The sequence below is a fragment of the Gemmatimonadota bacterium genome (genome assembly GCA_016720805.1).
Classification (GTDB): Bacteria; Gemmatimonadota; Gemmatimonadetes; order Gemmatimonadales; family GWC2-71-9; genus Palsa-1233.
In genome coordinates this window covers 34,669-58,229 of record JADKJZ010000002.1, presented here as the reverse complement: position 1 = coordinate 58,229, position 23,561 = coordinate 34,669, and the positions used below count along the sequence as shown (strand labels likewise).

The 23,561-nt window shown below is 66.2% G+C and carries 19 protein-coding genes and 1 pseudogene; 6 read left to right on the top strand and 14 right to left on the bottom strand.

Features of this window, described 5'->3' with window-relative positions:
- The first annotated feature begins 56 nt into the window (after positions 1-56).
- Genes IPP98_03425 through IPP98_03415 form a run of 3 tightly spaced genes read left to right on the top strand, consistent with a single transcriptional unit; the run spans position 57 to position 1,676 of the window.
- Entirely contained in the window at positions 57-1,016 is a 960-nt protein-coding gene (locus IPP98_03425) for a hypothetical protein (GenBank protein ID MBL0178161.1), read from the top strand.
- A 22-nt stretch (positions 1,017-1,038) separates the two neighbouring features.
- The gene (locus tag IPP98_03420) at positions 1,039-1,197 is read left to right on the top strand and encodes a hypothetical protein (protein ID MBL0178160.1); all 159 of its coding nucleotides are present in this window, start codon (positions 1,039-1,041) and stop codon (positions 1,195-1,197) included.
- Complete coding sequence (locus IPP98_03415; protein ID MBL0178159.1) at positions 1,197-1,676, top strand: DUF3592 domain-containing protein; 480 nt, start codon at positions 1,197-1,199, stop codon at positions 1,674-1,676. The genes IPP98_03420 and IPP98_03415 overlap by 1 nt, the downstream gene beginning before the upstream one ends.
- Positions 1,677-1,700: 24 nt before the next feature.
- Here IPP98_03415 and IPP98_03410 read toward each other — a convergent pair whose 3' ends face one another.
- Entirely contained in the window at positions 1,701-3,692 is a 1,992-nt protein-coding gene (locus IPP98_03410) for an amidohydrolase family protein (GenBank protein MBL0178158.1), read from the bottom strand.
- A gap of 122 nt (positions 3,693-3,814) precedes the next feature.
- On the opposite strand from IPP98_03410, the gene IPP98_03405 reads away from it, so the two are divergent.
- Positions 3,815-5,608 (top strand): TonB-dependent receptor, encoded by a 1,794-nt coding sequence (locus IPP98_03405; GenBank protein MBL0178157.1) that lies wholly within the window; start codon positions 3,815-3,817, stop codon positions 5,606-5,608.
- 27 nt (positions 5,609-5,635) lie between these two features.
- On the opposite strand, the gene IPP98_03400 is transcribed toward IPP98_03405, so the two are convergent.
- Positions 5,636-7,519 carry a 4-alpha-glucanotransferase gene (locus IPP98_03400; protein MBL0178156.1) on the bottom strand — a complete coding sequence of 628 codons (1,884 nt, stop codon included), beginning with the start codon at positions 7,517-7,519 and terminating at the stop codon, positions 5,636-5,638.
- Positions 7,520-7,619: 100 nt separating this feature from the next.
- Here IPP98_03400 and IPP98_03395 point away from each other — a divergent pair, with 100 nt between their 5' ends.
- Both IPP98_03395 and IPP98_03390 read left to right on the top strand, forming a co-directional pair.
- Positions 7,620-9,329, top strand: coding sequence for a sodium:solute symporter family protein (locus IPP98_03395; GenBank protein MBL0178155.1), 1,710 nt, complete (start codon positions 7,620-7,622; stop codon positions 9,327-9,329).
- A gap of 8 nt (positions 9,330-9,337) precedes the next feature.
- Positions 9,338-9,541 carry a hypothetical protein gene (locus IPP98_03390; protein MBL0178154.1) on the top strand — a complete coding sequence of 68 codons (204 nt, stop codon included), beginning with the start codon at positions 9,338-9,340 and terminating at the stop codon, positions 9,539-9,541.
- Between the two features lie 26 nt (positions 9,542-9,567).
- Here the strand turns inward: IPP98_03390 and IPP98_03385 are convergent, their stop codons facing one another.
- The 12 genes and pseudogenes from IPP98_03385 to IPP98_03330 all read right to left on the bottom strand — a co-directional run bounded on the left by IPP98_03385 (position 9,568) and on the right by IPP98_03330 (position 23,543).
- Positions 9,568-9,888 carry a heavy metal-binding domain-containing protein gene (locus IPP98_03385; GenBank protein MBL0178153.1) on the bottom strand — a complete coding sequence of 107 codons (321 nt, stop codon included), beginning with the start codon at positions 9,886-9,888 and terminating at the stop codon, positions 9,568-9,570.
- 134 nt (positions 9,889-10,022) lie between these two features.
- The gene (locus tag IPP98_03380) at positions 10,023-10,760 is read right to left on the bottom strand and encodes a PEP-CTERM sorting domain-containing protein (protein ID MBL0178152.1); all 738 of its coding nucleotides are present in this window, start codon (positions 10,758-10,760) and stop codon (positions 10,023-10,025) included.
- A 163-nt stretch (positions 10,761-10,923) separates the two neighbouring features.
- Positions 10,924-12,168, bottom strand: a complete 1,245-nt coding sequence (locus IPP98_03375) for a Gfo/Idh/MocA family oxidoreductase (GenBank protein MBL0178151.1) — start codon at positions 12,166-12,168, stop codon at positions 10,924-10,926.
- 98 nt (positions 12,169-12,266) lie between these two features.
- Entirely contained in the window at positions 12,267-12,854 is a 588-nt protein-coding gene (locus IPP98_03370) for a gluconate 2-dehydrogenase subunit 3 family protein (protein ID MBL0178150.1), read from the bottom strand.
- Positions 12,851-14,545, bottom strand: a complete 1,695-nt coding sequence (locus IPP98_03365; GenBank protein ID MBL0178149.1) for a GMC family oxidoreductase — start codon at positions 14,543-14,545, stop codon at positions 12,851-12,853. Before IPP98_03365 ends, IPP98_03370 begins: the two co-directional genes overlap by 4 nt.
- A gap of 188 nt (positions 14,546-14,733) precedes the next feature.
- Complete coding sequence (locus tag IPP98_03360; GenBank protein ID MBL0178148.1) at positions 14,734-15,828, bottom strand: hypothetical protein; 1,095 nt, start codon at positions 15,826-15,828, stop codon at positions 14,734-14,736.
- A gap of 174 nt (positions 15,829-16,002) precedes the next feature.
- Positions 16,003-16,590 (bottom strand): hypothetical protein, encoded by a 588-nt coding sequence (locus IPP98_03355; GenBank protein ID MBL0178147.1) that lies wholly within the window; start codon positions 16,588-16,590, stop codon positions 16,003-16,005.
- 97 nt (positions 16,591-16,687) lie between these two features.
- On the bottom strand, positions 16,688-18,454 hold the full coding sequence (locus IPP98_03350) for a hypothetical protein (protein MBL0178146.1): 1,767 nt from the start codon (positions 18,452-18,454) through the stop codon (positions 16,688-16,690).
- Positions 18,451-19,074 carry a DUF305 domain-containing protein gene (locus tag IPP98_03345; GenBank protein MBL0178145.1) on the bottom strand — a complete coding sequence of 208 codons (624 nt, stop codon included), beginning with the start codon at positions 19,072-19,074 and terminating at the stop codon, positions 18,451-18,453. Before IPP98_03345 ends, IPP98_03350 begins: the two co-directional genes overlap by 4 nt.
- Before the next feature lie 1,555 nt (positions 19,075-20,629).
- A complete protein-coding gene (locus IPP98_03340; GenBank protein MBL0178144.1) occupies positions 20,630-21,898 on the bottom strand; it encodes a hypothetical protein in 1,269 nt (422 codons plus the stop codon).
- A complete protein-coding gene (locus IPP98_03335) occupies positions 21,895-22,437 on the bottom strand; it encodes a hypothetical protein (protein ID MBL0178143.1) in 543 nt (180 codons plus the stop codon). Before IPP98_03335 ends, IPP98_03340 begins: the two co-directional genes overlap by 4 nt.
- Before the next feature lie 857 nt (positions 22,438-23,294).
- A pseudogene (locus tag IPP98_03330) lies at positions 23,295-23,543 on the bottom strand (DUF2247 family protein).
- Between the last annotated feature and the right edge of the window lie 18 nt (positions 23,544-23,561).

The following is a 23,561-nucleotide window of genomic DNA, read 5'->3' as shown; positions in this document are numbered from 1 at the left end:
CTCCTTGACCCGGTCTCGATCCTGAGGCACCCTTCGACAGACGGAGGATACCCCGAGTGTCACAGAGCGCAACATCTCCAGCCGCGGCCCGAACCGCCGACGCGCCGCGTCGGGGGCTGTTGCGTGCGCTGGTGTCGCGCTTCGTGCTGATGCTGCTCTGCTACAACGTCGGCATCGCCGGCTACCTCTGGTACCTGGCCGGCCGCCAGGAGCGCGAGGTCCTCGCCCTCTACCGCACCTCGGCCGTCGTCCGGACCGCTTCCGACAGCGCCGCAGCCGACCTGCGTCGTTACCAGGCAGTGCGCCGCCCACTCGTCGATCGCCTCCTTCCCGATGGCCATCACGGCACGCTGATCCTCCACGACCTCGGCGGACCCGCCGGTGTCGCATGGACGCAGACCTCGACGATCGGCATCCTCGCGGGATCGCTCTCGCGACCGATGGCGCCGCGCGGTGCGCTCGCCGGAGAGTCAGTCGAGATCCACGAGCGCGCGCACCTGCTCCGCGCCTATCACGCCGATGCCGTCGGACGGCTGCTGCGCGCCACGCCACTGCCGCTGCACGACGAGTACGCCGCGACCAATCGCGACGAACACTTCGCCGAGATGGCGGCGCAGGCGTATGAGCTGGTGCTGCAGCGCAGCACGCCGAGATGGCGGGTGGCGCCGGCCGTCGAGCGACTGCGTGCCGTGGAGCAGCGCGTCCCGGGGACGGCGGGCTTCGTCGTCTACATGCTGCGCCGGGTTCGCAATCGCGATCAACCGGAACGCGCGGCACTGCGCGCCGAAGCGACGCGACTCGTGGGCGAGAACGCGCCGCTCTGGGAGCCGATCTACGCGGCGCTCGAGGCGCAGCAGCGCCCCGACGGCACCATGGCGCCATGGCCCGCGGTCACGCCGCGCCACCGCCTGGCGCAGGCGGTCGCCTCACTTGAGGACGAGGGCCGCCGCAGCACGCGCCTCATGGCGCTCGCACTCACGCCGGGCGAGTGGCTGCTGGGATTGATTGCCGAGTAGAAGGCGCACGCCCGACCGCGGCATGACCTCCTTCTACTACTCGGCGACGGTCCGCGTCGCCGAAGAAGAGAGCAGCGAGCGACTCTCCTCGTCGGCGTGGTTCCGGAACGCACTCCCCGAGGTGCAGCGGCAGTGGCGCGCGGGCACGCTGGTTTCACCCGGCAGACCGGAGCCCGAGTGATGGCACAGTGGATCACCTTCCTGATCTTTGGCGGCTTCGGCGTGATGCTCCTGTACGTCGGGATCACGCAATTCATCCAGCAGCGACGAAACCTGGCCGATGCCCGACCGATCGAGGCCACCGTGATCCATTCGCAGGTGGTGAGCAGTACCACCGCGGACACTGACGGCCGAGTGGGCTTCAGCAACAGCACCACGTCGCATTCCCCTGAAGTGCGCTTTCGCTACCAGGTGCTCGGCACCGAGTACGAGAGCGACCGATTGTATCCCAACGTTATCGGGCGCGGCTATGCGTCGGTGGAGAGTGCCGCAGAAGTGCTCGCGCCATTCCCGCTGCACGCCAACGTCCGCGCCTACGTCGACCCGTCGCATCCCGAGCAGGCGTTCCTGATTCGAGAGCGTGGGAACGGGCCGGTGGTGTTCATCGTGCTGGGCGTGGTGCTGCCGCCGCTGGCGTGGTTCGTGGGGAAGTACGTGTAAGCAGCGGCCACACGCGCCGCTCCATCACTTCGCCACAAACCCAGCCAACGCCCACAGCTCCGCCGACCGGTACACCCGCCCTCCGATGACGACCCGCTCCACCTTCCGGATCTCCTCGATCCGCTCCGCGGGATTGCCGTCGACAATGATCAGGTCCGCGCGCTTCCCCACCTCCACCGTGCCGCTCTCGCGTTCCTTCCCCATCGCGCGCGCCGACACGATCGTCGCGGCCTGGATCGCCTCCATTGGCGTGAAGCCGCCGCGCACCGCGAGCTCCATGTCGCGGTAGATGCTGAAGCCCGGCACCGTGAGATCGGTGCCGAGGACGATCGGCACGCCGGCATCGCGCAGCCCCTTCACGATGTTCGCCGACCGGATCTGCGAGGCCGTCGCGGCCACGGCGCGCGCGCTATCGATGCCGGTGCTCTGCAGCGGTACCCGCAACTCCAGCGGCACCCGGAGCACCCCCGGCTCGACCAGCTCGTAATGGCCCCGCCAGTGCCCACTCTCCTCGCCGCGCGAGAGGCTCGGATCGAGGACGGTGCGGTGCGCGAGGAGGAACTGGATCCCGGCCTTGGCCGAGTCCGAGGCGAGGTTCACCGGCTCGCGTCCCACGCGCAGCAGCGACTGGAACGACATGTGGTTGATCTGGTCGGCCCCGGCCTCGACGAACTGCCGCGCCGTCATCCCGCGCGGCACGTGCCCCGTCACCGTGATGCCGAGCCGGTGCGCCTCCGCCGTCACGACCGGCACGAGCGCCGGCGGGAGCGAGCCGTAGATCTTGATCTGCTCGAAGCCGGCCGCATGGTACTTCTGCACCACCGCGCGCGCCTCGGCCTCGGTGTTCGCGACGATGACGCCGAGCGGCTCCGGTCCGCCATCAACGACCCCGGCGGCGAGAATCGTCGGCGAGAGGATCCGGCCCGCGCGCTGCGCCGCGCGCAGTTCGGTGATCAGCTCCCATTCGTTGGCCGCGTCCCGCACCGTGGTCACGCCCGCGGCCAGGCTCGCGAGCGGCCACTCGACCTGTTCGTAGTGCACGTGCATGTCCCAGAGCCCGGGCAGCACGGTCTTGCCAGTGCCGTCGATGATCGCCGCGCCACGCGGAATCGTGACCTGCGCCGCCGGCCCGACCGCCGCGATCCGCCCGTTCACGACCAACACGGTGCCGTTCGCGATCGGCGCCGCCCCCGTCGCGTCGACGATCCGCGCACCCCGGATCGCGAAGGTGCCGGTGTGAGTCGGCGCGACCTTCGGCGTGAGCGCCTCGATCGCTCCCATCCCGTCGGCCACAGCGCCCGCCACGAAGCGCGGCATCGCGGCCTCGTAGCCGGTGCGGATGTACTCCGACCGATCGAGCTCCGCGTTCCCGCCGATTGCCGCAATCACGCGCTGGGCGGCATCCACCCAGACGGACTGCCGCCCCCAGATGAGCCCGGTCAGCCGGTAGCGATCGAGCACGACCCGCCGGCCCTCCGACGTCACGGTGTCGACGCCGGTCTTCGCGAACGTGGCCTCGCCGGCGGGGAGCAGTGGAATGCGCGCGGGCCGGCCGAGGCGCTGCCAATGCCGGAAGAGCGCTTGGGCGACGGCCGTCGGCGGATAGTGCCCGGTCGGGAAGGCGCCGGCGGGCGTCACGCCACTCGTGGGCGTCGACTCCGATCGTGCCGTGAAGCGTGGGCCATCGAAGGCGACTTCGATGTCGGCCTGGGTCCACGTCGACGTGGGACCCTTCATTCGGAAGGCGATCGGTTGCCCGGCGCGCGTCGTCCGAAGCTCCGTCGCCAGTTCGCCTGAGCCGCCGAGGTACTTGAACGACCAGGTGGCCCGATGCACCACCACGTCGCCCTCGCGGACGATGCTGTAGCGCTCCGTCCCCACGCGCTGCTGGATGTTGTAGATCGTGAACTCCCCCTGCTCGGTCGTGTCGGGGAGCGCCTGACCGTGCAGCGTGGCGCGTGAGGCGCTGGGCACGGCGAGCAGCGTCGCGATGACGATGATCCGAACAGCGGGCATGACGATGTCTCCGGGAGGGGGCGCCGTGCGATGCATCGGGTGATCGGCCGGCCCTTGAAGGTACGCCGAGGTACGCAGTGCTGTTTCACGGGGGGCAACTGGCCCCCGTTTATGCTTCGGGCATGAACAAACTCCCCCTGCTGACCGCCCTCGCGGCCCTCGTGCCGTGCACTCCACTCACCGCCCAATCCCGCCCCGCCGTCCTCGACACCATCGTCGTGTCGTCGCGCGTCCGCACGGCCGATCCGGCGCGCGTCGTCTCCGTCATCAGCCGCGACGACATCGCGCGCTCGCCGGCCCGCAACGTCGCCGAGTTGCTCAGCGTGCAGATGGGCGTCGACGTCTACGGCCGCTCGGCCGCACAGGCCGACATCTCGCTCCGCGGCAGCACCGCGGATCAGACGCTCGTCCTCGTCGACGGCATCCGGATGAGCGACGTGCAGACCTCGCACTACGCACTCGACCTCGCCGTCCCGCTTGGCAGCATCGAGCGGATCGAGATCCTCCACGGCAGCGCCTCCACGCTCTACGGCGCCGACGCCGTCGGCGGCGTGATCAACATCATCACCCGCCGCGGCGCCGGGGCGAGCTCGGCACGCGCCAGCGCCGGCACCTTCGGCACCTTCGGCGGCGGCGCCATCAACGGCGCCCGTCTCGGCTCGGCGACCCTCACCACCAGCGCCGACTACGACCAGAGCGACGGCTATCGCCTCGGCACCGACTACCGGATCGGTCAGGGGCGCATCGCGCTCAGCGCGCCGTCGGCAAACGGCCGCCTCGACGCCAACCTCGGCATCGGCATCCGCGACTTCGGCGCCAACACCTTCTACGCGCCGTACAACTCCACCGAGGCCACCAGCACGATCACCGGCGACCTGCGCTGGGCCGCCGCCGTCGGCCGCTGGGCACTGGCCACGACCATCGGCACCCGTCGCCACACCGACCGCTTCACGCTGATCAAGGAGAACCCCTCAGTCTACGAGAACCGCCACACCAACTGGCAGTCCTCGGCGGAAGTGGTCGGGCGCACCTCCGTCGGCAACGCAGCACTGGCCATCGGCATCGAAGGGATGCGCGCCTCGCTCCGGAGTGCCCGACTCGGCGACCGCGCCGAGACGCGCACCGCGGCGTTCGGCGAGATGGGCATCGATGCCGGTCGCGCCGCGACCATCACGCTCGGCGTGCGTGGCGATCACTCCTCGACCTTCGGCGACTTCGTCTCGCCATCAGTCGCACTGGCACTCCCGTTGAACGGACGCGCCACGCTGCACGGCAGCGCGGGCCGCGGCTTCCGCGCGCCGTCCTGGACCGACCGCTACTACGTCGATCCGGCCAACCAGGGCACCGCCGACCTCGTCCCCGAACGTTTCTGGAGTGGTGAGGCCGGCGTCCGGCTGCACGGCGAGGGGACGCTGGCGCTCGACGTGACGGGCTTTGCGCGGAATGCGAGCAACACGATCGACTGGGTCAAGGCGGCCAACGCGCCGGCGGGCACCAAGTGGGTGGCGACCAATGTCGGCGACGCCGAGTATCGCGGTGTCGAGGCGACGCTCACGCTGCCGTTGACCAGCCGGTGGTCGGGGTCGCTCAGCGGCGCCACGCTCTCCTTCGATGGATCGTCCGGCGCGGGATTGATCGGGAAATACGCGCTGCGGCCAATCACCCGGCGCGCCACGGCACAACTCAGCTACGCGCCGACGGCGTCGATCCGCGCCACCGCCGCGCTGGTCGGTGCGCGCCGGGCCACCGAGGATGGCTACATCACGGGCAACGCACGACTCGAATGGCGGCGGTCGCAGTTCGGCATCACGCTCGACGCGACCAACCTTGCAGGGGCGGAATGGATCGATGCGTCGGGGAAGATCGTCGCGGGGCGAGCGCTCTACGTTGGGGTGAACTGGCGGGGCGGGCGGTAGGCGGCACCACGCTGGGCACGGCGAGCCTTATCGCCCTCGCCGCGCCCCCTCCAACCGCGCCAGCAAGCCGCGCACGCCGGCGTCGTTCATGAACTCGTCGAGCAGTCGCGCCATCGGCCGCTGCCAGTTGGGGTGCTCTGACGACCGCGTGCCGGGGAGGTTGATTCCCTCGCGCTCGAGCCAGCAGTCTTCCAACCACGCCACCACCAGTGGACTCTGCGACCGGCCGAGCCACTCCAGCAGCGCGCCGAGCATCGCCGCGGGATCGTCGACCGATACCCCGAGCAGCTCGGCGACGCGCGCCGTCGCCAACGCCCGCTCGGCTCGCACCACCGCCTCGGCCTCGGGGGCAAGCAGCCCGGCACGCAGTCGATCGTCGATATCGACCCCGGCCAGCCAGCCGGCGATCGTCGGGGTGTCATGCGTCCCGACCAGCGCGACGTCGTCGGCCGTTGGTCCCTCGATCGGATTCGGCGACATCGCCGCGAACTGCGCCAGATACATCCCCCAGATCCGGTGCCGCGGCAACGCCTCGGCGATGTCAGGCGGCACCGTGCCGAGATTCTCGCCGACGACCTCGCAGCGATGACGATGGGATTCCAAGGTCAGCACCGCGAAGAGCTCCTCGGCCGGATAGGCGACGTACGTGCCCTGATCGAGGCGCATGCCCTGCGGGATCCAGTAGAGCCGCGTCCACGCCATCACATGGTCCACGCGCAGCACGCCGGCCAACTCCATCTGGTGCCGGATCGAGGCGGCCAGATACCCATGCCCCTCGCGCCGCGACGCCTCGGGATGCAGCGGCGCGAAGCCCCAGTCCTGGCCGCTCGGGAAGCCTGGATCGGGGGGAGCGCCCACCGACACGCCGGCGGCGAACAGCGCCTGGCGCGACCACGCATCGTACCCATCGGGGTGCACGCCGACCGCGAGGTCGAGGCCGAGTCGGAAATCGGCGGCGTCGAGCCGCTCGCGCAGGCCACCGAGTTGCGCACGAAGCATCGCCTGCGCCACCAGGTGGAAGCGCATCTCCTCGACGTCAATGTCGGCCGCCGTGAGCTGTCCCGAGCGCGCCGCGTCGGGCCAGTCGCGCCAATTGCGGCCATGCTGCTGCTGGGCGCCGCGGAAGGCGGCGTAACGCAGCAACTCCGGATCATTCGCGAGTAGCGCCTCGGGCACCTTCTCATCGGCAAGTGCCGCACGCACCTCGGCGTCGGCACGCGTCACGTCGAGCTGCGCCGAACGTGGTGTGGGCTGATTGCGTACGCCGAGATCGAGCATCAGCTCCGACCAGTAGAGCCGACTCACGGCCGAATAGGGACTCGGCTCGGGGTCGTCGCGATTGAAGGTCGGCAGGAGCGGCAGCACCGTGACCACATCGCCACCCTGCGCGCCAATCCAGCGGCAGAGCGCCTCGAGGTCGCGGAGGTCGCCCACCGATCGACTCCGCGACGACCGGAGCGCGGCGAGCTGGATCCCCACGCCCCAGCTCTGATGGCTGCCCGGGCGCCGATATGCCTCCACCGGTGCGGCGATCACGGTGCATTCCTCGACCCGGCCATTCCGCTCGACCTGCAGGCGATGGTAGCCGAACGGGAGCCGATCGATCACGCGGCGCGTGTGCGGCACGCCCGATTCAAGTGTCACGACGGCGTCGCCTGGCACCGGATGCGCGGGCCACTCGCCATTCCACGCCACCAGCACTGGCGGCAGCAAGGCGCTGGCCGCGCGCGCCTCGGCCATGCGCAACGCGTGCGCGGCGTCCTCCGCCCGCGTGAGCTCGGCGCCCAGGGCGGCACAGATCCGCACCAGCGTCTCGGGACCGACATCCACGCGCCGGCCCAGTCCGTCGTGATAGGCGGTTTGCACGCCGAAGTGGCGGGCGAGGGCGTGCAACGACTCGAGGAAATCCATGCGCAGAGCTTAGGAGGATCGAGACCGTTCCGCCAGCCGACCTTGCGCTTGCGCGATTTGGAACGGAGCTTGTTCGCATCCCTCGACGGACAATTGCCTCGTGACCCAGCTCCAGCTTGGCGGCATCGACTACGCCATCCTGCTCGTCTACTTCGCCTTCGTGCTCGGCATCGGCTGGGTGCTCCGGCGACAGATCAAGAGCAGCGAGGACTTCTTCATCTCGGGCCGGTCGATCCCCACCTGGATCGCCGGACTCGCCTTCCTGAGCGCCAACCTCGGCGCGCAGGAAGTGATCGGCATGGCGGCGTCGGGCGCCAAGTACGGGATGATGACCTCGCACTTCTACTGGGTCGGCGCCATTCCCGCGATGGTCTTCGTCGGCATCTTCATGATGCCGTTCTACTACGGCTCGAAGGCGCGCTCCGTCCCGGAGTACCTGCGCCTCCGCTTCGACGAGAAGACCCGCGGCCTCAACGCCTTCACCTTTGCCGCGATGACGATCTTCTCCTCCGGCATCTCGATGTACGCCCTTGCCAAGCTGCTCGAGCTGGTGCTCGGCTGGGACTTCAACACCAGCGTGATTCTCTCCGCCGCGATCGTCCTCGCCTACATCTTCCTCGGTGGCCTCACCTCGGCGATCTACAACGAGGTGCTGCAGTTCTTCCTGATCGTCCTCGGCTTCCTCCCGCTGGTGCTCCTCGGCTTGAAGGATGTCGGCGGCTGGAGCGGCCTCACCGCCAAGCTGGCTCCGGTCGCGACAAAGGCTGGCTACGAGGCGGGTGCATGGAGCAGTGCCTGGCGCCACCTCGGCTCCCCCGGCGACAATCCGATGGGCGTCGAGTGGTTCGGGATGATGATGGGCCTCGGCTTCGTCCTCTCCTTCGGCTACTGGTGCACCGACTTCCTCGTGGTGCAACGGGCGATGGCCGCCGAGTCGATGACGGCGGCGCGCCGCACGCCGCTGATCGCCGCACTGCCCAAGATGATCTTCCCGATGCTGGTGATCGTGCCGGGGATGATCGCCATTGCGCTGCACGACAGCAGCGGCGGCTTCCTCCCGATCGGCGCCGACGGCCTCCCCAACTACAACCTCGCGATCCCGGTGATGCTGGCGCACTACCTGCCATCGGGGCTGCTCGGCCTCGGGCTCACGGCGCTGATGGCGTCGTTCATGTCGGGGATGGCGGGCAACGTCACCGCGTTCAACGCGGTGTGGACCTACGACATCTATCAGGCCTACATCCGCCCGGGGCAGTCCGACAAGCACTACCTGCGGGTCGGCCACACCGCCACGGTCGTCGGGATCCTGCTCAGCGTGGGCGCGGCCTACGCGACGACGCGCTTCAACAACATCATGGACATGCTGCAACTGGTGTTCGCCTTTGTGAACGCCCCGCTCTTCGCGACCTTCCTCCTCGGGATGTTCTGGCGGCGCGCCACCGGACACGGTGCCTTCTTCGGCCTGTTGCTCGGGACATTCGCCGCGGCGGTCCACCACGGGCTCACGCTGCCGATGGGTGGAACCCCCGGGCTCAAGGGCGGCTTCCTTGGCCCCGTGTTGCAGACCTACCCGAGCGAGATGGCGCAGAACTTCTGGACGGCCATTGTCGCCTGGAGTGCCTGCTTCGTGGCCACCATCGTGATCTCGCTCGCGACGCGCGCCAACAAGAGCGACGAGGAACTCGCCGGCCTCGTCTATGCCCTGACGCCGAAGCAGGCCGACGGCAACCTCCCCTGGTACCAGCGCCCGGCGACGCTCGGCGTCGTGGTCCTCGGGCTCACGCTCGTCCTCAACATCCTCTTCTGGTGAGCGCCCCGATGAACCTCGACCTCCGCCTCCCGATCGGCTGGATGTTTACTGCCATCGGCGCCATGCTGGTGGCGTACGGCCTGATCTCCGACCAGGCCATCTACGCCAAGTCGCTGGGGATCAACGTCAATCTCTGGTGGGGAGTGGTGTTGCTGCTGTTTGGTGGGATGATGCTCTGGCTGGCGAAGCGCCGGGGACGCGCGGCGTCGTGATCGCGCGCCCCGGCGGACAGTGAACGCTACTCGAACACTTCCACCACGACGGCAGTGCCATAGCACAGCACTTCCGTCACGCCCGGGAGAATTTCATTGGCGTCGTAGCGGATGCCGATCACCGCATTACCCCCGGAGAGGTGTGCCTGCAGCAGCATCGTGTCGAACGCCTGCTGCCGGGCCCGCTCGGCGAGTGACGTGAAAGCGGAGATGTTCCCCCCGAAGATCGTCTGAAGCTTGCCACCCAGCGTGCCGATGACCGAGCGGCTCCGGACCACGACCCCGCGGACCACGCCGAGCGAGTGGACGACCTGATACCCCGGCAGGTCGAAGCCGGTGGTGGTCATTTCGTGCGGGACACTGCTGGCCTGGGTCAGGTCATCCATGGGGCGGCTCGGGCTGAGGGAGAACGAGCCTGAAAGAAACACGCCGGGGTCCCTGAATGGGACCCCGGCGCATCGTGTTCGACCTACGAACGAGCTTACCCCTGAGCAGCCTTGCGACGGCGAGCGGCCGCCATCCCGGCGAGGCCGGTCGCCAGCAGCGTCATGGTGGCCGGCTCGGGGACGACGTCGTCACCGCCCGTGCTCTGGCCGGATCCCGCACCGTCGACGCCGTAGGAGAAATCACTCGGCACGTACTGCATCTGGGCCAACGTCCCCTCGAAGTTGGATCCGAAGAACGTCGAATTGAAGAACGATATGCCATCGATGGTGACGTTGCTTCCGGCCGTACCCGATGTGGTGGCCACGAACGCCCGGTCGCTGCCGTTGTTGCCCGTGCCGACCACCGACATGCCGAACCAATACGTCCCGGGATTCAGGAAGATCGACAGCCCCGAGATCGTCGCCGTGTATTCGGTGAGGCCGAAGCCAGAATTGCCGGTTGCCACCTGCGTCGCCGCCAGACCGGTGCCGGACGAGATAACCGTCCCGCCGTTGCCGACGCTCACACCGGTGCGAATCTCGTAGTCGGCGGTGCTCCAGGCAAAATTGGCGAGGAAGTTCCCGAAGACGCTGTTGATCGTCCATCCGGCGCCGGTGACGACAAAGTTGTCGTAGACCATCGACTGCGAGACCGTGGTGTTCCGCTCGCTCGACAAGGCGTTTACGCCGTTGAAGTCGCCGTTGTACCAGAGCTGGGCCTGAGCCGACGTCGGCAGGGACATCCCGACCACCGCGACCGCAGCCACCCGCATCACCAATTGATTGAACTTCATCGTCGCCTCACCCCAGGGGTGATTGAGGAGAACCACACCCTTGCCGTGAACTGTGGGACCAACACCACATACCGTTGTGGCGATGCCACGAAATCCAGCCGCAAGTTGTTCTTTGACATCCATTTACCAGTGTTGGGGATGTCATTGAGCAAGGAGGGTGCCGTTACGGCTTCCAGGTCCCCTTCGCCACGTCCGGCAGGAACGCATCCAGCCCGCGCGGCGGGAAGGCGACCGTCTTCTCCGTCTGCGCACTCATATAGGCCGTCATCAGGATCTGCATCACCTCGAGACCGTCGTCCCAGGTCAGCAGTGGTGCCACCCGCCCGAGGAAAACGTCGACGAAGTGCCGGTTCTCGTTGACGTAGCCATAGGCCGCCGCCTCGTCCGGCACCACCGGCATCAACCCCATCTCGGCGTTCTGCTTCTCGACCAGGTCCTCGCCCGCCTTCCCGACCACCTCGCGCGAGAAGAAGCAGTTGAGCTCGCTGTTGAGCGTGTTCCAGCTCATCGAGTATTCGGGGCCGAGCAGTTCGCCGCTGAGTCGGAGCCCAGCACCGACGAAGCTCCACGAGGTGCTCGCCTCGCCAATCACGGTCAGCCCCTCGGGCGTCTCGTACGTGATGGTGACGCTCGCGAAGTCCTCGCTCGGCCGCTTGAGGTAGTCGACGTCCTTCCCAAAGCGTGCCTTGAGTTGCTTGGCATAGGTCGGCCGGCTCCACTTGAGCGACGCGATCCGCCCGTTCACACTCACCGGGCGCAGCGTGTCACGCGGCTTCCCCGGTTGCGTCAGCAGGAAGCGCACGACCTCGACCGAGTGGCACATCATGTCGTTGAGGACGCCGCCGCCCTGCTTCTCGCCCTGCCAGAACCAGGCGTTGTGCGGCCCCGAATGCTCCTCGGCCGCGCGCGCCAGATAGGGACGGCCCGTCGTGCTCGCGCCGCGCGCCCAGATCAGGTCGCGGCCGCGGACGATTCCCGGCGAGAAGAGCTGATTCTCGAGGTAGCCATGCTGCAGCTTCGCCTTCTTCACCATCGCCAGCACCTGCTTGGCTTCGGCGACGCCGCGCGCCAGCGGCTTCTCGCACGCGATGCCGATCAGCTCACCCTTGCCGCTCATCACCGCGTCGCAGATCTCCTGCACGTTCTCGATCCGCGCCTGATTCGGGCCGCAGAGCCAGATCGCGTGGATCTCCGGGTCGGCGACCATCTCGGTGATGCTCTTGTAGGCCTTCGCCGGCCCGACATGCAGATCGTTCGCCAGCTTCGCCGCCGATGCCGCGTTCTTCTGATTCGGGCTCCAGATGCCGCGCACGTCGGCGTCACGGACGCCCTGCCAGGCCTGGATGTGGAAGCGAGTGTTGAAGCCCGAGCCGATGAAGCCGACGCCGAGGCGCTTGGGGATACGCATATGCTCTCTGCAATGAATGGATGATGGATGATGGATGATGGACCATGGATGACGGATGATGGATTCGCACACCTCCATCATCCATCATCTATCATCCATCATCCCGCTGTCCTGCGGTACGCCTCCGCCGTGCACCCCGTCCACTCCGCCACCGGGGTGTTCCCCATGTAGCCGAGGTCCGTGACGCCGATTTCCGACGTCCAGTAGCCGGAGGCGGAGAAGTCGCGGAAGGAGTTGAACCAGTTCACGCCGTGGCTGTACTCCGCCTTGGCGCGCGCCGGATAGGCGATTTCGTCGAGCATCGCGCGCCGCTCGGCGTCGCTGGCGGTGATGAAATCCTTGCCGGTGCGGCGACGCATCTCGTGGTCGAGCCACGCCAGGCCGCCGCGATGCGCGACGCGCATCCCCGCCTCAATCTCGAGGAAGGTGTCCATGAACTCGGGCACGCCGGCCTCGGTGGCCGAGCCGCCGCGCGCATCCTTCGGGAAGAGATAGTCCACCAGCACCTTCACCGTCTCGTACTCATGCACCGTGTAGATCTTCGGCGCGAAGCCGTCGGGGGCCATGCGGGCCGCGGCGACGGTGCGGGTGATGTCGCTGGCCTGCGCCGGCGTCGGCAGCAGGAAGACGCCGCCGGTCGCCGCGAAGGCCGCGAGCAGGTCGCGACGCGAGAGTTCCTGGCTCACAGCTTCCCCTCCTTCCGCTGCTGCGCGATGTAGCGCGAGGTGCGCATCGAGAGCGCGAGGATGGTCCACGTCGGATTCTTGTCGGCCTGCGAGACGAACGGCCCGCCGTCGGCAACGAAGAGATTCTTGCAATCCCACGCCTGACAGTTGGCGTTGACCACCGAGGTCGACGGGTTGTCGCCCATCCGCACGCAGCCGAGCTCGTGAATGATCGCGCCGCCCGTGGCGATGCCGTACCCCTGCTCCTTCGTCGGCATCGTGCTGCGCACCTCGGCGCCCATCTCCTTGAGCAGCGTGCGGAAGGTCTCCTGCATGTGCTTGACCTGCAGCAGCTCGTGGTCGCTCCATTCCCAATGGAAGCGCAACACGGGAATGCCCCACTGGTCGACCGTCTTCGGGTCGAGCTCGCAGAAGGACTTCTCGTTCGGAATCATCTCGCCGCGGCCCGAGAAGCCGATCGAGGCGCCCCAGTGCTTGCGATACTCATCCTTGAGTGCCGTGCCGTACCCGCCACCATTGGCGTAGTTCTGGATGCCGCCCATGAAGCCGTAGCCCGGCATCCCCATGCCACCCCAGATCTCGATGTGGTAGCCGCGCGGGAAGTCGAGCTTCTTGTTGTCGAGCCACCATGGCATGTAAAGGTGCGCGCCGCCGACGCCGTCGCAGTTGTGGCGCGGCATGTCCATCAGCGACGGCACGAAGCCGCCGACGTCCGTCCCGGTGGTGTCGGTGAGATACTTGCCGACCATGCCACTCGAATTGCCGATCCCCTGCGGGAACTTCGCCGACTTCGAGTTCAGCATGATGCGCGCGGTCTCGCACGCCGACGCCGCGAGCACCACCACCTTCGCCTCGACCTTCTCCTCCATCCCCGAGAGCTTGTCGATGAAGATCACGCCATCGGCGAGCCCGTCACGATTGACCGACACCTCGCGCACCATCGCGTCGGTGCGGATGGTGAGCAGGCCGCTCTGCATCGCCGGGAAGAGGAGCACGTTCGGCGAAGTGAAGTTCGAGTTGGTGGCGCAGCCGCGATTGCACTGGCCGCAGTAGTGGCAGGCCGGGCGACCATTCTTCGGCTTGGTCAGGATCGAGAGCCGCGACGGAATGCAGGTGACCTTGTGCTTGTCGGCCGCGCGCTTGACGACCGTCTCCCAGCAGCGCGGCTTCGGTGCCGGCAGGAAGTTGCCGTCGGGATGGTTTCGCAGCCCTTCCTTCGAGCCGAAGATGCCGACCAGGTCGTCGACTTCATCGTAGTACGGCTTGATGTCGTTGTAGGAGATTGGCCAGTTGTCGCCGAGGCCGTCCTTGTCCTTCCCCTTGAAGTCGTCGGGACCGAACCGAAGCGAGATGCGGCCCCAGTGATTGGTCCGGCCGCCGAGCATCCGGCCGCGCCACCAGTTGAAGCGCGTCCCCGGTGCCGTCGTGAACGGCTCGCCCGGGATGTTCCAGCCGCCGATGCAGGCGTCGTGTTCACCGAAGGGACGATCCGGCGTGCTGGCACCACGCCGCGGGGTCTCCCACGGCTGGGTGAGCATGCTCGAGTCCTTGGTGTTGTCCCACATCCCGCCGGCCTCGAGCAGGAGCACCTTGGCACCGGCCTTGGTCAGCTCGTGGGCGGCCATGCCGCCACCGGCGCCAGAGCCGACGATCACCGCATCGTAGACGACGCGTCGCGTAAGGAAAGTCATGGAGGACCGCGTGTTGGGGAAGCAGAGGCGCTGCCGGGAGGCAACGGAGGAAATTACGCCGATCGAGGGTGCATGTCATCTTGGAGTGTGAGGTCCGGGACGCTTTGCCGGATGCGTGGTAAGCACCTAGGTGTCCCGCCAACCGGACCGACCGCAGAGATGATGAAGTTGTATCGATTACTACTCCGTCATTTTACCCGGTACTGTACCAACGAGATCAGCTCATCCGCATCCTTCGTGGTTCCCCACAGCACACTCCCCGATGCCGCTTCGAGCGTGAAGTTCGCCATCACGAGCTTGCCGAGGATCTTGCCATTGGTTCCGATGCGCCAGGTCGTCCGCGGCTGGCCACGGGGCGCGGACATCGTGAGCCACGCCTCCCCGTTTGCACTCACGATCACCCCGGCAATCGGGTCGTAGAACTCCGGGAATGGCGGTAGCTCGGCCCCGGGCGCCGACTTCTGCATCAAGGCACGACTCCTGTCCCTGGCGGCACTCGGGATCGGCCGCGGCGTGAACGGAAGTGTGACGGTGTACGCCTTCACCCCTGAGCGAGGCGTGCTGGTGACGGTGATCGCCGGCTTGCCGCCGAACGCGACGTCTGCGATGACGAGCTGCCGTCCATCAGGGCGGAGGGCCGTGGACGACACGGTGCAGAGCCCGATCCGCGAGACGCCATTCCCTTGGATCACGGCGCAGTTCGGCGCGGCCTGGCGACGCGCCACCTCGCGCATCGCGAGCTGCCCCGCCCCGGTGATCATGAAGTGGCGCTCGGCCAGCTCGATCATCCCCAGCATCCCCGTCCCCTCGGCCGACGCCGCAACGAGCAGCGAGTCCGGAGTGACGACGGCCACGAGCGACGGTGACATGAAACCCCGAAGCGCCGGCTTCCCGGCCAACCCCTCGAGAGGCTGGCTGGGGCCGAAGGCACCCGTCGGCTCGATGAACGTGATCCGTTGCAATTGCGCATCGTAGGCCCAGAACTTTCCCCCGGCGAGACCGAGCCCCTGGATGAACTGGAACTCGTTCGGTCCCGCCCCGCGTCGGCCGAGGACCTTCGGCTCGGGAGCCGCCGTCACCAGCAGCAGCCGCACATCGGACGGCTGCGACACCAGCACCGAGCCGTCGGCGCCGATCACCATCGAGCCGACGTAGGTGAAGTCGCCGGTGACGGTGCGCGTGAGGGTGGCCGTTAGCGTCGGCGCCTGAGCCGCCAGCGGCAGGACGGTCAACAGCGGTAAGAGTCCGACGAGCAGCCTGGACGTGAGAGCGAATCGGTTCATGGACGATCCGATGTTGAGAGGGGGAGATCGCGAAGCGAGGGGTCGTCGTGAATCAGGGTGGGCCGGTGCTGGCCCCTTCGCGATCACGCAGCTCCCTTGACTGCGTTCAGGGCAGGCTCCTCGGGCTGCTCGGGATGACCTACGACCTACGACTTACGACTTATGACCTACGACCTACCAATCAGCCCCCCCACACCGCGCGACCCGATACACCGCCTCCAGGTCGTGCAACTCCCAGTCGTACAGCATGAATCGATGCGGCCCCAGCATCCCGGTCGCCTCCTTCGCCTTGGCCAGACGGCGCGTCTCCTCGACGGTGAGCCCGTAGCGGATCGTCAACGGGACGCCCTTCACCTTGGGCTGGTTGAGCACCGGCCGCACCTGCGGGTCGTAGGCGCGCAGGGTGTCCCGCTTGTCGAGGACCATGACGAGCGGCATCTCGGACGGGACCCGTTCCACACTGTCGAGCACCATCAGCGCGAACTCGAATGACGGATTCGAGTCCGGCCCTCGGCCCGCCACCGGGATCCGCCCCTCCATGCCGACCACACGGCTCCGCCCCACCTGCCACGACGTCGCGCGCAGGTGGGTCACGATCAACGAGGCATCGCGTTCGGGAATGTAGAGAAAGCGCACCCGCGGCTTGTTCATCTTGCGCATCTTGCCGATGGCGCTGTCGGCGGCCGGACAGGTGCGCATTCCCGGCTCGGACCACTGTGCCCGCAACGGCGCGGCGAACAGCACCGTGATCAGCGCGCACACCAAACCGCGGCCTGACGGCCGCGGCTGGGGGTTATCTGCACGGCGCACCGCGGCCTGACGGCCGCGGCGAAGGCACCTAACGACCAACGACCAACGACTAACGGCTCACCCCCGCCAACCGCCGCATCTCCGCCGCCATCGTCTTCACCCGCGCCTTGTCCGTCGCGCCGGCCACATCCTTGTCGACCTGGGCCGCCAACGTCGTCAGCGCCGTCCGCCGCGCCGCGCCACTCTTCGCCTCGGCCGCGTCGAGCGCCGTGGCGATCGCCGTCGTGCGGGCTGCCGCGAGGCCGTTGCCGCGCACCAGCTGGTCGAGGTAGCTGCGCACCACCGGGAAGGCCGCCGGCCAGACCAGCTTCGGCTGGCTCTGCGGATTGAACTCATCCATCACGATCAGCTTCGCAGCGGCGAGCTCGTTGGCGCTCAACTGCGCGCTCGGCAGCAGTTCGAGGATGTCGAGGCCGCGCGCCAGTTCGGACGAGTAGACCAGGCCGTTGTAGTAGTAGGCGCCCCACGAGCCGCCGATGATCCCGCCGCCACGACGGGCCGGCACGCTGTCCGTCACCACCGGCGGGGCATCGATCGCGCCGCGATCGAAGAACGCCAGCTCGACCGGATGATCCGAATCGGTGAAGTCCATCACGCTCACGCCACCCTGATACCACCCCTGCACCATGATGTCGCGGCCCGGCACCGGCACCAGCGCGCCGTTGTGCGAGACGCAGTTCTCCTGCGCCGTCTGCCCGGTCGGGATCTTGAAGTAGGCATGCTGCGTCAGCTTCCGATCCTTGCCGATCGAGAGCACCGTGTTGCCGCCCATCTCGAGCATCGACGTCGCCTGGCACATCGGCCCGGTGCCGCCGCCCCACTCATCGGTGAAGACCAGCTTGCTGCCGTCGTTCGAGAAGACCGCCGTGTGCCAGAGCGAGAAGTTCGTGTCGGACACCGCGTCGAGCCGCACCGGATGCTCCGGATCGGAGACGTCGACCAGGAGGCCATGGCTGCCGCACGCGCCGGCCAGCAGGCCGAACGCCGGGTAGGCGGAGACGTCATGGCAATTCCGGGGACCGGTCGCCGGCCGTCCACCACCGGCCTGACCGCCGCCACGGCGCGGCGCGGCGTCGAGTCCCGTGAAGATCCGCGCGCCGGTCACCACCTCGGCGGCCTCCGGATTCTTGAGCGGCACCTTGATCACGTCGAGGCGGTAGAGCGAGTTGTTCACGTCCGCCGGGTCGGTCCCTTCGGCGCAGCCCGTCATTTCCTTCCGGACGCCGCCGCTGCCCGACACGTAGATGTAGATGATTCCCTTGTTCTTCGGGTCCGGGATCACCGTGTGGGTATGCGACCCCTTGCAGGTCTGCACGTTCTTCACGAGACGCGGCGACTTCGGATCGGAGACGTCGTAGATCCGGACGCCGGCCATGTGATCTTCCGGCTTCTGCACGCCGCCCTTGGCGCAGTCGTTCCGGTTGCCGCCGCCTTCCGCCGAGATGAAGAGGAGGTGGCCGATGATCGAAGGATCGCCCTGCGAGGTGATGCACGGCACCACCGAGACCATCGTCGGCGCGCTCGGATTGCTCACGTCCCAGATCGAGAAACCGGCGAAGTTGCCCTGGTAGACCAGCTTGCCGCGGAAGGCGAGATCTGAGTTGATGAAGGTCAGTCCGCGCGCCGTGTCGAGGACCGCCGGCTTCGGGACCGTGCTCACCAGGCGCATCCCCTGCGCCGCGATGGCGGCATCGCGCATGCCGGGCTTGAGCCCGTCGCGCGGATCGCCGCCCTTCGGGTACGACTGGGCCGACAAGGTCGACGCCGTGGCGAACAGCACGGCGGCGGCGGCAAAGAGGCGGAACGAACCGGTCATCGAGTCTCTCCCTTCAGGGTGGTCAGCATCTGGCGCATCAAGGCAATTTCCGCGGTCTGGACCTGGTGGACATCATTCGCGAAGACGTTCACGTCAATATCCTGCGCCGCCCCCTTCGTCTTGAAGAGGTCGTCCACCATCGAGAGCGCACCCTCGTGGTGCTGGATCATCAGCTCAAGGAAGCGACGATCGAACATCGTCCCCTTGATCGTCGCCAACTCCTTCAACTCCTCGACCGTCAGCATCCCCGGCATCATGATCGTGTGATACGCCGCGGTGTCGGGGGCGGTCTGCTTGTGGTCGACGAGCCACCCCTGCATCAGGCGGATCTCCGACTCCTGCGACTGGTCGATCTTCTTGGCAAAGCGGATGAGGGTGCTGTTGCGGCTCCGCGTCTCGGCCAGCTTCGACATGTGGATCGCCTGGCCATGGTGCGCGATCATCCCCTGCATGAACTGCACATCGGCGGCGGTGTGCAGCGAGCCGGGCGGAATCGGCTTGAGCTCGGGCATCCCCTGGTGACCCATGGCGTGCATCGAATGGTCCTGCGCAGCGGCGGGAGCGGACACGCCGAGGGTCAGGGCGAGGAGGAGCATCGGAAAACGGGTGGTGTTGGGCATTCTCAGAAGTTGCCTTACGGGGAGGGAGGGCGCAAGGCGGCTGTGGATGATGGAACCTCTCCGACTTTCGACTTACGACCTACGACCTTCGAGATAGCGCTCCGTGACCCTTAGCCGGGCATACTGCCAGCGCCAGAGGACATCCCTCGAACTCTTTGCTGCGTTCGGGGAGGTCTCACTTGACCCGATGTCGGACGATCGTGGGCACATCATCCTCATCTAGTTCGACCCCCCAGAAGGTGTCAGCAACCGCACTCATGATGCGGACATTGGCGGGGACGGTTACTCTGCCCTGGGGACGGCCGTTTGGACCGAGCACCAACCATTGATGTGCGGTCGTCGGTTGATGCTCCTCGAGCCAGACACTACCATCTCCACCGGCGATCACACGTCGCACTGGCGGGTAGTATCGAGGGGCAATCACCTGCGAACGATAGCGCGCGTCATTGCGGAGCGGCCGTAAGGAGGCCTCCACTGTGTCCCGCGGGATCGATACGCCGCGTGACTTGATGACGTGCGTGAAAACTGTGTCGCCCGAATTGCTGATGAAGTGCACCCGCACCGGCGAGAGCGTTTCTCCCTCGAACTGTACCACAACGACACCACGACCATCTCCTCGAACTGCGAGTAGTGGCGCGGCACAGAAGGGCACTGCCGCAACTGCGTTTTGCGCGACCACGGCGCACGCTGGGGACGCCCCCGTACGCGCGAGGAGTTGGGGCGATGAATCGGAGGCAAGTCGGATTGCCGCCTTGCCACCAAATCCCATGGATCCAAGGGACGGGGACACACCTGCCGAGGGTTCCCGGTCCGCCACAACAATCAAGGTGTCTCCGACGCCAATACCGAAGGGCGTGGGTCGAATGTAGGGGAGCTTCGCATGTCGCAGGGTGGTCGCGGCTGGAGCGCGCATCGTTCCGAGGAGGGTGCCATCCGGCTTCATCCACGAAATGCGAAATGCAAGCGGATCGGAGACCCAGAAGGTCTCTCCCCTCGCGCCGATAGCAGCGATGGAGGAGTACTCTCCCGTGCGACCGACAACCTACGCGACGAAGGGCGCGCGGAAGTGCCTGGGGTAGTTGCGGCAAGGAACGACGGAGATTGCGCAACCAGTTGACTGGGTTGTGCCGTAGCACTGGTTGATGCACGCCCTTTGCTCGGTGGTGCCGCACGATTCGACGCATCCGGGACAGCCGTCACCCGGGCACTGCAAACTATTCAAATCGCAACAGCGCGACGTGCCCGATTGCCGGAGAATGTCCAGCGTTAGTCAACTGAGCTCCCACACGCCAACGAGTTGGCGTGGCAGGACTGGGTTCGCTCTATGCTCTTTACTGCATGTCGCCACTAACACAAGGACAACACCCCACCGCATTCTTGTCTCCGGAGTGGCGGTTCGCAGAGGTGCTCCGACCTCTCGTCGAATCATGTTCTCCCGCCTGACCACACATGAAATGCTGGCCCAGCGGGGTACAGCATCACTGCAGGCAAATCCTCCACGCGGGTTCCAACCAGGCCCAATGTGACCCTAGGATTCATGAGCAAGTTGCTCGCGCTACAGCTCACCGCTCGAGAGCGACAGCACCTTCGCAACTCCACCGCTCCCCGTGCGCTTCGCAACCACGGCGATCTGCCCCCGTGCAGCAAGAAGCTGCCAGCCACCTTCGAATACGAATCGTGCCACCGGTGCAAAATGTCGATCAAGCACGATCACCTGTTCCTGTGAATCAAGTGGATTGCGATATCGCTGCAACCAGATCCGTTCTTGATCGTCCATCACCATCCGAGACCATCGCGGCAGGAAGTCATGGGTCCAGTGTTGCTTCCAGCCGATGATTCTTGCCTTTCGCTGATCGCCCGCGCCTTCGAGCACCCCAAGCTCATCAAGGTGCCGAACCATCGTCGAATCATCAACGACCCTCTGCGCGAGTGTGTCACGCACCGAAACAACTTGTTCCCCTTTGGTACCCCCGCAGTACAGGTCCGCGCCACCAGTCCAGGTGTAGCACCACCGTTGACCACCGGCCGCCGTCAACCCGTAGCGAGTGAACGGCGGTGTGACGACCGAGTAGCTTCGATCCATGCCGGGTTGATTCGGCGCCTCCTTCAAATGCATCTCGCCAAGTGGCACGTCTTTGGCGAGCGATTCGACCACACTATTCGATGAGTCGACAAGCAGCAGGTCACCGCGAATTATTAAGTTCCCAGCAGCTTCTGGAACGCCCCGTCGACCGATCGCCAATAGGCGCCCGTCGTCAAAGAGCCTGCTCGGCCAGAACTCGAGCGCATCTCGAAGCTTCGGCGACGGCCTGGCTTCGGCGACGACACGCCCTTCGGGATCGAGCGTTGCCAACCGCCGCAGGATTCCGTCCCATATCCGGAGCGAGTCGCCGCGGAAGCGGGCGATCCATTGAATCTGGCGGTACTCACCCGGCCCCTCACCCGTCACACCGAGGTGAGCGACGTTCCCTCGCGCAGCTGAGTACCGTACAAAGGGTGGGCGGTAGGACGCGAGGAAAATTGATCCATCACTCATGATGACTGCAGAATGTGCGAGCTGAAAGCCGAGCGTGGAGTCGTCCCGAAAGCCGCCGCCGACTAGATAACGTAGCAACTCGGGGCGCCACTCCGGAAACATCTCGTTCGCGGGGATCACTGCCGCGGCAACGGTAGGTTCCATCTGAAAGCGGCGGGACAATTGCACCGATTCCTCGATATCGGGATCTGGTGCCGCGGCCGCCTTGCACCCCACCAGCATTAAAATGAGCAGTGCTGAAAGACTCTTGTCTAGCGCCCGCGTCGTCCGTTGTGACTGAACGGTCATTGCGGCACTGAGTCGAGAAGGCGGCAGCCGGAGATTCGCTTATAGTCAGCTGGCTTCCGAGGCCCCTCTGCTGTGTAATGCCCTGCGCTATCCACGAGTAGAAATCTTGGCCAGGCCGTGATTCCGAGTCGTTTCAATTCCCGAATTGAAGCCACTCCAAGCGCATCGTTCGAGGAAAGCTCGTGGCGAGACAGGAACGCGCGGGCGCCCGTGTCTGACGCGGATACGCTGACCCAGATCACCGGGATGTTTCCTGTGTTCGTGGTCACTCGCTGTGTGCGTTGCCAGAATGGTGCGATGCGGTCGCACACCGGACACGTAGAGTGATAGAACACAACAACTTGGCAGGAGGCAGTAGCGATGTTACGTAGCGTCGTTGCAGTCAGGTTGCCTTCCGTAGAGATGATTCGGGCATCGATGAGCTGGTCACCTGTTGTGGGCGCGGCAATCGCGCGCCGGTCGAAGAGAATCCAACTCGCTTGGAACAGGAGAATCACGGTAAGTCCGATCACGATTTTCCGCGCGATCCGTTGGTTCACGTAATCCTCCGATGGGCTGTCCGGGAGATACGGCAAAGTCGTCGGTCTCCCGGCAGCTCAGGGGGCCAGCTAGGGATTTGCGCAGGGAGTCGTCTCATTCGAGATGCAACCGCCAAAGATCGTGTGGCAGGTTGGAGTGGGGTCCGGAAACCCGCACCAGCAATGTGCCTGACCACCGACCATGCTGAGGTAACATGAACCATTCGGCGGCCATGGTTCTTCCCCCTCATCCGCCGTCAGGGTCCCTGCTGCGACGAGGTTCAGTGCAAGCAGGACCGTCGCGGCGCCCGCGGTAGCGAGTTTCCTCAAAATCGTCATACTCACCTCCCAGTGTTCGAGAAATCCTGACCGAGCAGGTAGGCGGCAACCTGCGTACCCACGCTCGTCACCCCAAGGTCGTCCGCGAATCGAGGCGTAACAACTAGGTCATTCCACAACGCGCCGTGCTGATTGGCGGGGCGATGCATTCCTCCCGAGGTGGAAACCAATCCGAAGCTGGATTGCCTGTTCGGCGAAATGGCGGCGCCGATGCGCGAGAGAAATCCCGGGGCAGCAGATAGCCTCCGACTCAATCCTGTGGATTTCCACAATGAACTTGAAGCCTCGGCGCACCGCGCCAGATCGCAATAGAGCAAATCGCGCGTGCCGCACGCGACGACACCACACCGAGCGGCGCACAAGGCTAGACTGCGAACTGCCCACCTTCCAACGGCAATCTCCCTGCCAGCATAGCTCGCGGTCAGGACTGCAAACACCCCAATCCCGGCGACGGACGCAATGATGCAACTTCAGCATGACTCGTGGTGGCCACGATTCCTTACCCGCGTTGGGCGATCGTCCAAATCGTGAGACGAGTCTCATGCCTCATCGTTGAACCATTCGACCTCCTCCAGGAGAAATCGTCGCCATTCCGAATACATCCTGGTCTCCCCTGCCTCCGCATTGCTAATTGGCGGGCCCGATGGCATAAAGGTGACAAAGCCGGTCATCACACCCGGATGTCCACAATCGGCATAGACTGATTCGACCTCACGAATCGGGACTTCGTATTCGCGGCGTTGTTCATAGACCCACGCTAAGACTAGAAATAGCCATACCCTGCGGGTGCGAGCGCTGGTGGCGCC